Genomic DNA, 8,981 nt, shown 5'->3' with positions numbered 1-8,981 from the left:
ATGACCAATCATGCCCAGAAAGCAGCGGACCCAATGGGACGGAGACGGCGCTTACAGACCAACCATGACCAGTCAGAATTCTATACCTGCCGATGCCGTGTTGGTAGCCATCGACATCGCCAAGGTTCGCAATGAAGTGTTGATCGAAGCACCCGGCCATAAACGCCGCCGTCGGTTGTCTGTTCTCAATACGCGTGCAGAACATGACCATCTGATCGAGATTTTGCAATCATATGACCGACCGGTTGTCTGCGCCTTTGAGGCAACTGGTAATTATCATCGTCCGATCGCCTGGCGGTTGGTGGAAGCCGGCTTCGAAACGCGGTTGGTGTCGTCGCTGGCGCTTGCCCGCACGCGAGAAGCCTTGCACAACGGCTGGGACAAAAACGATCCTAAGGATGCGCAGGTGATCCTGCACATGTTGAGGATCCATTCGACGCAGGTCTATCACGATCCCTTGCGTGCTGGCATCAACGACGTTCAGGAATTGTCGAAGACACACGAAGCCATTGCTAACGCCAAGACCGAGATACAACATCGCATCCTGACGCATTACCTGCCGCTGTATTTTCCAGAGATCGAGCGTTTCCGAGGTAACAGTCGCAGCGACTGGTTCTTCGCATTCCTTGATGCCTTCCCCACACCATCGAGCATCACGATACTGACGAAGGAAAAGTTCGTCGAAGCGGCATGGGATGTTGTCGGCAGGAAAGTCAGCAAGTCACAGATTCTAATGGATATTTATGAGACTGCCCGCACCTCTATTGGCTTGCCATTGCCGCTGGATGCGCCTGCAATTCGCATGTTACGGATGGTTGTCGCCGAAGCCCGCAGCCTGATCCGCCAACGCAACGAGATCGAAGCACAGGCCGATGAGCTGCTGCGACACAGCCGTGATTATCAGATCCTGCGGCAGATTCCCGGGATCGGTCCGATCAACGCGCTAACGATCATTGCGGAGGCTGGGGACCTACGCCGCTTTCATCATCACCGTCAGTTTCTCAAATTTTGCGGGCTGGATCTGTCGACACAGCAATCGGGTCAGTATCGCGGCCAGACCCGGCTTTCCAAATTCGGCAACGCGCGGCTGCGGCGGACCCTGTGGATTGCTGGGCAAGTTGCCATCCGCCAGCGTGAGAACGGCTTCCGACATAAATTCGAACGCTACATCGCGAGAGATCGTGACAATCCTGATCTGCGCCGCAAGGCAATGACCGCTATTACCGCCAAGATGGCGCGTGTCGTACACGCCGTCGTCAAAAGCGGTTCAGACTACCGGCCCTTCGTTGAAGGACGGGTACCAGGTGGAAGAACCTCTGTCAGTTAGAGCCGTGAGGGCATCCTTCGGATGATCCTGTAGACAATGCTTGGGTCTTCCACCTGGATCAGAAGCTCGTGTTAAGGACGGTGAGGGCCAAAAGGATGGACCCTGTGTTTGCTATGGACGAGACCTTTTCCCATGCCAGTGGAAGCCGCCTGGTTCGACGATGTGACTTGACGAGCGTCATGCTGTGTTTAAGCATGGAATGTTGACCCCTCTGGTGGGGTGATACTTATTCAATTTTGACCCCCTCTGGATTTCATCCGACCATCCGGCTTTTGGCAGCGGATGGAGTAGGGAGTTGAAGAGAGTGGATACGATTGCCCGTGTCCGACGAGCCTTCCATGTTCAGGGCTGGTCGGTGAAGAAGATTGCCAGAGAGCTGAATGTTTCTCGCAATACTGTGCGCAAAATTCTGCGGTCCGATGCGACTGAGTTTGCCTACAAGCGTGGGCATCAACCCTTGCCCCGGATGGGAGCTTGGAAGGGTGATGTCGAGCGGTTTCTGATTGCCAACGAAGGCAAAGCATCGCGCGAACGGTTGACGCTAATCCGGATTTACGAGGAGGTCCGGTCACTCGGTTATGATGGCAGTTACGACACCGTTCGCCGATATGCCGAGGCCTGGGCCAAGAGCCGTGGTGCGGTAACGACCGAAGCTTATGTCCCGCTATACTATGCGCCCGGCGAGGCCTACCAGTTTGACTGGAGCCACGAGATCATTCTGATTAACGGGGTGACGACGACCGTGAAAGTGGCACATGTCCGGCTTTGCCACAGCCGTATGATGTTTGCCCGAGCCTATATGCGTGAGAGCCAGGAGATGGTCTTCGACGCCCACGACAAGGCCTTCGACTTCTTCCGTGGCACCTGCACGCGCGGCATCTACGACAATATGAAAACGGCGGTCGAGGCGGTCTTTATTGGCAAGGAGCGGCTGTACAATCGCCGCTTCCTGCAAATGTGCAGCCATTATCTCGTTCAACCGGTCGCCTGCACCCCTGCATCGGGATGGGAGAAGGGTCAGGTCGAGAACCAGGTCGGCCTTGTGCGCGAGCGCTTCTTCACGCCGCGTGTCAGGGTCAAAAGCCTAGAGGAACTGAATGCTTGGCTCCTCGATAAATGCGTTGCCTATGCCAAGGCCCATAGCCATCCCGAACAGACGGCGCAGTCGATCTGGCAGATGTTCGAGGCCGAGCGTGGCAGCCTTGTGCGCTACGTCGGCCCATTCGACGGGTTCCACAGCGTCCCAGCCTCGGTGTCGAAGACCTGTACCGTGCGCTTCGACAACAACAAATATTCGGTCTTGTCGACAGCCGTCGGCCGCCCTGTCGAGGTTCACGCCTATGCTGATCGGATTGTCATCAAACAAGATGGAGTGACGGTCGCTGAACACCGGCGCAGTTTTGGTCGTGGCGACACTGTCTACGACCCTTGGCACTATGTTCCTGTCCTTGCTCGCAAACCCGGTGCCTTGCGCAATGGCGCTCCCTTCCGCGAATGGGTCTTGCCAACCGCGATGGAGAAGGTCCGCAAGCGATTGAAGATCGCCGACGACGGTGATCGGCAGATGGTCACCATACTCGGATGTGTTCCTGCTGATGGTCTTGCCGCCGTCGAAGCTGCCTGCCAGGAAGCGCTTGATCACGGCGTCTGGTCGGCCTCGGTAATCATCAACATTCTGGCGCGAAGCCGCGATCCGGCTCCTGCTGCAACACTTCAAATCCCGGATGCGCTTCGGCTTGCTCATGAGCCGGTCGCCGACTGCGCCCGTTACGACAGGCTCAGGAGGGCAAGTTGATGGAACGCACACAGGTTCTCGAACTGATGAGCACGCTGAAGCTCTATGGAATGCGCAGCGCTTATGATGAGGTCATGGGCAACGGTATAAAGCGGCAGCATGAACCACCTCGGATCGTCGGCGATCTGTTGCAATCGGAAATCGCCGAGAAGCAAGCCCGGTCCATCCGATACCAGCTCAGTATCGCCAAGCTGCCTCTTGCCAAGGACATCGACGACTTCGACTTCGCCGATACACCTGTGAATGAATCCTTGGTGCGGGAGCTGGCGACGGGCACCTTCGTCGCCGACCAGCGTAATGTCGTCCTTGTCGGCGGCACAGGAACGGGCAAGAGCCATCTCGCCATTGCAATTGCGCGTGCACTCATCCGTAACGGCACGCGTGGGCGCTTCTACAATGTCGTTGACCTGGTCAACCGCTGGAAACGGAGACACGCAGTGGCAAGCAGGGCAGAACGGCGGACTATCTCACACGCCTCGACTGCATCATTCTCGATGAACTCGGCTATCTGCCATTTGCGCAGGCTGGTGGTCAGCTTCTATTCCACCTGATCAGCAGGCTCTATGAGCGCACCTCAATCATCGTCACAACGAACCTGGCCTTCGGTGAATGGCCGTCGGTATTCGGTGATGCCAAAATGACGACGGCACTCCTCGACCGCCTGACCCACCATTGCGAAATCGTCGAAACTGGAAATGAATCCTGGCGCTTCAAAAACCGTTCTCAAAGCTAAAGCCGAAGATACCCATCACCCGCACTTGGCCTACCCTCTGCAGCCCCGGCCAGCGCCGGGCAGGCCAAGCGCTGATCGCATACAGGGGTCAAAATTGGATAAGTAAAAGGGGTGAATGTTCGGTGCTGATTGACAATCTAAGTATTATGTGGCGGAGAATTCCAGATTAGACGGGCCTCGGTCGGCGCAGGAACGGATCCGCCACATAATCTCGCCCGACACATAAGAACGGATCACGACCAAGACCTTCCTGCACGATCAGAGCAAGGCCCTGCATCCCCTTGCGCATATCGCAATGGCCGCTCGCAATCCAAACCCGCACGCTCGAACTGATCGGAATCATTTCAGCGCTCGCATCACTGCTGCGGCAAGATCACAAGGCACCCCGGAGGCAATCCTCACCTTGGTACCATTCGCAAAGTCCACAACGATGGTTGCCACACCACCATCGCTGCCGCCACGAACATCCACGACAGTTGCTGGCACAAAAGCAGCCCCATCTCTCACAGTCACCGCTTGGCGCCGCCACGTGTACAGCAGCCCCGTCGAAACATCAAAACGACGCGCTACCTCCGTGACATTTGCCCCCGGAGCAAATGCTGCCTCCAGAATTTCAAGCCGTTGGTTCGGTGACCAACGACGACGCCGTTCGTGACCTGTCAGCAAAATGGCCTGTGCCATAGTTCCTCACTGCGCTCTTAAGTCTACTCTCAAGAGCGCAAAATCACGGTATCGCCAAAAACGCGCAAGGCGGTCCACGCCGGAGCGATACGAAATAACCGATTTCGTAGGATTTGAACCGCTTGGGCTTTTCACGATCAGCCTTCGGAAGACGGGATATACCGTGGCGCTGCAAACAGCGGTGAAGGCTTGAACGTGACAGATGTGGGATCACATCTTTCAGGGCGATGTAGACGTCATCCAGTGGCAACCGAGCCTGCACTCTCAATGAGACAATTGCGGCCTCTTCAAGCGCCGACAAGACTGTACTTCTGCGCTCTTTTGGACCCATCGCGTCATCCTCGACGCCTGGCCGAGATCGCCATTTCCTCACGGTTTTTTCGTTGATGCCGTACTGCCGCGCGAGCGCCGCGGCTGGAGCTTTCGATCGCTGTAACTCTGCTCGAATGGCGTGCGTGGTCTTGGCGCTGCCATGAAGAAATTGGCCCATAGAGTATCCCTCTGTGATCGCGACGATGATACGCCATCACACTGTGGGACTAAACACCTAGGGCGGCTAACCATAATGCATCTCGCCTACATTGTAGAATATGGTAAGTCGCTCACTCCGAGGCACTTTGCCGACAAATCGTTCAAGCGGTGGAAGTGCAGAGTGGTGTTGAGTTGTGATGCAACGGCGAGATCGGTATGGCGGAGTGAACACGTCGTTGTCTGTGTTTATTAATTGAATACTAAGTTCGCATGGTGAGGTGTCGTTCTCTCCCACAAGCTCCTCGTCTTGATGACTGAAACCTGCGGAACGAATCCTTTGTGCGTGTTCTTTTATAGCGCTGTCGATTTGGTGGGCTGCATCAAGCAACCTAATACTGAACGCACAAACGCCGCCTGCTTGAGCGGGGCGAAACTTCGGTAAATCGAGCATTTTATTATTTGGGAGGGATTTGTGCGAGTGATCCATTTTCAAGTTTATTAGCTACGAGAATGTCAACAATCTCTGCACTCGGTTTGTACCCGGAAACCATAACACTCATCAGCTCGCGTACTCCAGATATGTCATTCTCGTCCATGGTGTTTTTTAATCTTTCGAGCATGGATTCAAGCTTAACCCATGAGAAAAATTCTTCATGGGCTGTCATAATTCGCGGGTGTTTGGTCGCTGCTGGATTATCCCCGATTAAAAGTTCTTCGTAAAGTTTTTCTCCTGGGCGTTGTCCAGTCATAATGAACGCAATGTCTCCATCCGGATTGCTGTCATCTTTGATTGTCATACCCGAGAGTTCAACCATACGCCGCGCAAGATCGATAATCTTCACAGGTTTGCCCATGTCTAAAACGAAAACATCGCCGCCTGTCGCCATCGCGCCTGCCTGTATTACGAGTTGCGATGCCTCTGGAATGGTCATGAAATAACGGGTCATCTCCGGATCGGTGAGTGTGATCGGTCCACCATTAGCAATCTGCTGTCGGAAAAGTGGGACAACAGAGCCTGAGGAGCCAAGTACATTTCCAAATCTCACCATCGAAAAGGTGATGCCAGGGTTCTCAATGGCTAGAGCTTGTAAAACTAATTCTGCTACTCGTTTTGAGGCGCCCATTATGTTGGTCGGCCGAACGGCTTTGTCCGTACTGACCAATACGAATGACTCAACATTCTTTTCAATTGCAACTCGCGCTGTCGCAAGCGTACCAAGCACATTGTTAGAAATCCCTTCGACTGGATTTTGTTCAACAATCGGAACGTGTTTATAAGCTGCGGCGTGATAAATGGTATGCGGTTTGAAGCTCTCCATGATGTCGGCCATACGCTTTTCATCGCGCACTGACCCGAGCAGTGCGACAACGATTTCTTCTTTCGAAGGATCTTTGCGTACAAGTTCCGCGTGAATCGAATAAAGTGTAAATTCGTTCTGTTCGAATAGGATCAGTCGTTCAGGAGCGATCTGCAGGATTTGGCGACACAGCTCACTGCCGATGGACCCTCCGGCCCCAGTTACCATGACCACCTTGCCCTTAATGTTCTTCTTCAGTAGTTCTTCTGACGGCTTAACCGGAGGGCGACCAAGTAGGTCGTCGATAGCTAGTTCCTGAAAATCTGCCATATGCACACGGCCTTGTGCAATTTCACTGACATTGGGAACCACTCTGACCGCCACACCAACGCCACGCAGGCTCTCAATAATAGTCATACGGCGTTCAGCGCTAATGTTTGGGACTGCGAGCAGAACTGTTTTGACGTTAAGATGCGCGACGGCATCTTTGAGTTCATGTGGTGCGTATACACGGACACCATTTATAAACGAACCATGCAGGTTTTTATCATCATCGAGATAGCCGCATACAGTTAACTGCCCTCCATTGACGAGGGCGCTGGCAAGTTGCCGACCAACTGTGCCTGCACCGTATATTAGAACATTGCGCTGGGCGTTTTTGATGAGTTCACGGCGATAGGGAGCTCCCAAGACTTGGCGAGTAACCAGTCTCGATATGCTGATGGCCAAAAGTAGTAAAAGAGGTTGCATAATGCCGACTGTTCTAGGTATGCCCGGCACGCTGATGAACGTGAACACTAGCATGAAAAGAAGCCCATAGAGCGCGATTGCGCGGATGATGGCAAGAAATGCCGCCCAGCCGACATATCTGAAAATTGCTCTATACAAACCATTTACGACAAATAGCGGTAGAGCGATGGCAAGAGAAATTGGGATTGTTATAAGCTGAACGCCTTGCAAAATATCCCACGTGTCAAGGCGCAATGAAAACGCTAGCCAGAGTGTCAAGACACAAAGAGCACTATCGACAAATAAGGCGGATAGGCGCTTTACCCAACGTGGCAAATCCAAAATTACTGAAATAATGTACGCTCTTGCCATCGATCATCGTCGCCCGTGGATTCCAATATAACTGCACCTGTAACCGACCAGGGTCTATGAGATCAATGGGCTTGAATTACCCACATTTAAACATATTAAAAAACGCAATTCTTTACAGCCTCCAATCAGCGCTCTCTTTAGAGAATATGGATTTTACGTCTAATAGGACACCATTCGGTTGCAAGAGGTTCCGCAATTCGTGTGTGCCCATTTCTTTGAATTGTTTGTGGCCAACAGCAACGATGACGGCGCTGTAATCGTCAGATTCGGGCAAAGCTTTGAGGCATTTTAAACCATATTCGCGGTCTGCGTCGTCGACATTGATACAAGGGTCGTAAATATCGACCTCGAGATTATACTCCTTGAGGGCGTGAATGATATCGACAACTTTGGTGTTTCGCAGGTCAGGACAATCTTCCTTGAATGTCAGCCCAAGCACCAGTACCCGCGCGTTATTCAGCGGTAACTCACGCTGCAGAATGAGCTTTACCGTCTTCTCTGCAACAAATGCGCCTATGCTGTCATTGATGCGGCGTCCGGCAAGGATGACAGCTGGATGATAGCCGATTTGTTGCGCCTTATGTGTGAGGTAGTATGGATCCACGCCAATGCAGTGGCCACCCACCAGGCCGGGCCTGAATGGCAAGAAGTTCCACTTCGTACCAGCAGCTTCCAGAACGTCCATTGTATCGATGTCCAACCTCTGAAAGATGAGGCTCAATTCATTCATCAGGGCGATGTTGACGTCGCGTTGCGTGTTTTCAATCACTTTGGCGGCTTCGGCCACACGAATGGAACTTGCCTTGTGGGTGCCAGCCACAATGATTTGCTTGTATAGGTTATCAACCACATCAGCGATCTGTGGCGTGCTACCACTCGTGACCTTGACGATGTTCTCCAGCCGATGAACCTTGTCGCCTGGGTTGATACGTTCCGGGCTATAGCCGCAGAAAAAATCATGGTTGAAGACCAGACCAGACATGGCTTCGAGAATGGGTACGCACACTTCTTCAGTCGCGCCCGGATAAACCGTCGATTCAAAAACGACGATATCGTTTTTCTTCAGCACACGTCCTACCGTTTCGCTTGCTTTCACAAGCGGTGTCATGTCAGGGCGGTTGGCCTCATCCACGGGTGTCGGAACGGTGACGATGAAAATCGTTGCAATTCTCAGTTGGTTTGGATCGGCAGTGAATGAAATGTGCTGACTGGCGCGCAGCTCACTTTCGCTGAGTTCCTGGGTGCGGTCGTAGCCCGTGGCTAGCTCTTTAATCCGATCCGGATTGATATCGAACCCGATCGTAGTCCTTACACGACCAAATGCCGCTGCAAGAGGAAGCCCGACATAACCAAGACCGATCACGGCTACAGTGCGATTGTCCAGCGTCATCATCGTACCTTTCAAAATGGCATTACCAGCATCTTCGTCGTGCTTAACGCTATGTGCGGATTAGCAAAGTGTACGTGTTTTTTCTATGGTCGATTGCTGTTTTATGAAGTGGTATCCGAATGTTGATTGACGGCAGGCGTAAAACAAATTGACGACGTGTCGTTTGTGTTGGAAAGGCTTGATGT

General features: G+C 53.0%; 4 protein-coding genes and 4 pseudogenes. 3 read left to right on the top strand and 5 right to left on the bottom strand.

Annotation, left to right across the window (positions count from 1 at the left end):
• Nucleotides 1-64: 64 nt before the first annotated feature.
• The 3 pseudogenes from RT613_RS17585 to istB all read left to right on the top strand — a co-directional run bounded on the left by RT613_RS17585 (nucleotide 65) and on the right by istB (nucleotide 3,855).
• A pseudogene (locus tag RT613_RS17585) lies at nucleotides 65-1,352 on the top strand (IS110 family transposase).
• Between the two features lie 270 nt (nucleotides 1,353-1,622).
• Nucleotides 1,623-3,189: pseudogene (istA, locus tag RT613_RS17580) on the top strand (IS21 family transposase).
• Nucleotides 3,190-3,208: 19 nt separating this feature from the next.
• Nucleotides 3,209-3,855, top strand: a pseudogene (istB, locus tag RT613_RS17575) (IS21-like element helper ATPase IstB).
• Between the two features lie 166 nt (nucleotides 3,856-4,021).
• Here istB and RT613_RS23870 read toward each other — a convergent pair.
• The 5 genes and pseudogenes from RT613_RS23870 to RT613_RS17555 form a co-directional block, all read right to left on the bottom strand.
• Entirely contained in the window at nucleotides 4,022-4,132 is a 111-nt protein-coding gene (locus RT613_RS23870; protein WP_367317069.1) for a hypothetical protein, read from the bottom strand.
• A gap of 62 nt (nucleotides 4,133-4,194) precedes the next feature.
• Entirely contained in the window at nucleotides 4,195-4,536 is a 342-nt protein-coding gene (gene tnpA / locus RT613_RS17570) for an IS66-like element accessory protein TnpA (RefSeq protein ID WP_313617412.1), read from the bottom strand.
• A gap of 91 nt (nucleotides 4,537-4,627) precedes the next feature.
• Nucleotides 4,628-5,026: pseudogene (locus RT613_RS17565) on the bottom strand (IS481 family transposase); the annotation flags it as partial.
• Nucleotides 5,027-5,462: 436 nt separating this feature from the next.
• The gene (locus RT613_RS17560; protein WP_313617411.1) at nucleotides 5,463-7,406 is read right to left on the bottom strand and encodes a nucleoside-diphosphate sugar epimerase/dehydratase; all 1,944 of its coding nucleotides are present in this window, start codon (nucleotides 7,404-7,406) and stop codon (nucleotides 5,463-5,465) included.
• A gap of 112 nt (nucleotides 7,407-7,518) precedes the next feature.
• On the bottom strand, nucleotides 7,519-8,796 hold the full coding sequence (locus RT613_RS17555; RefSeq protein WP_313617424.1) for a nucleotide sugar dehydrogenase: 1,278 nt from the start codon (nucleotides 8,794-8,796) through the stop codon (nucleotides 7,519-7,521).
• Between the last annotated feature and the right edge of the window lie 185 nt (nucleotides 8,797-8,981).

The organism is Agrobacterium sp., from assembly GCF_032092815.1.
Classification (GTDB): Bacteria; Pseudomonadota; Alphaproteobacteria; order Rhizobiales; family Rhizobiaceae; genus Agrobacterium.
This window is presented reverse-complemented; position numbering and strand designations above follow the sequence as displayed.

Excerpts from the sequence above, each read along its gene's own strand:
- RT613_RS23870 (WP_367317069.1), bottom strand. The coding sequence starts at position 4,132 with ATGCAGGGCCTTGCTCTGATCGTGCAGGAAGGTCTTGGTCGTGATCCG.
- tnpA (WP_313617412.1), bottom strand. The coding sequence starts at position 4,536 with ATGGCACAGGCCATTTTGCTGACAGGTCACGAACGGCGTCGTCGTTGG.
- RT613_RS17560 (WP_313617411.1), bottom strand. The coding sequence starts at position 7,406 with ATGGCAAGAGCGTACATTATTTCAGTAATTTTGGATTTGCCACGTTGG.
- RT613_RS17555 (WP_313617424.1), bottom strand. The coding sequence starts at position 8,796 with ATGACGCTGGACAATCGCACTGTAGCCGTGATCGGTCTTGGTTATGTC.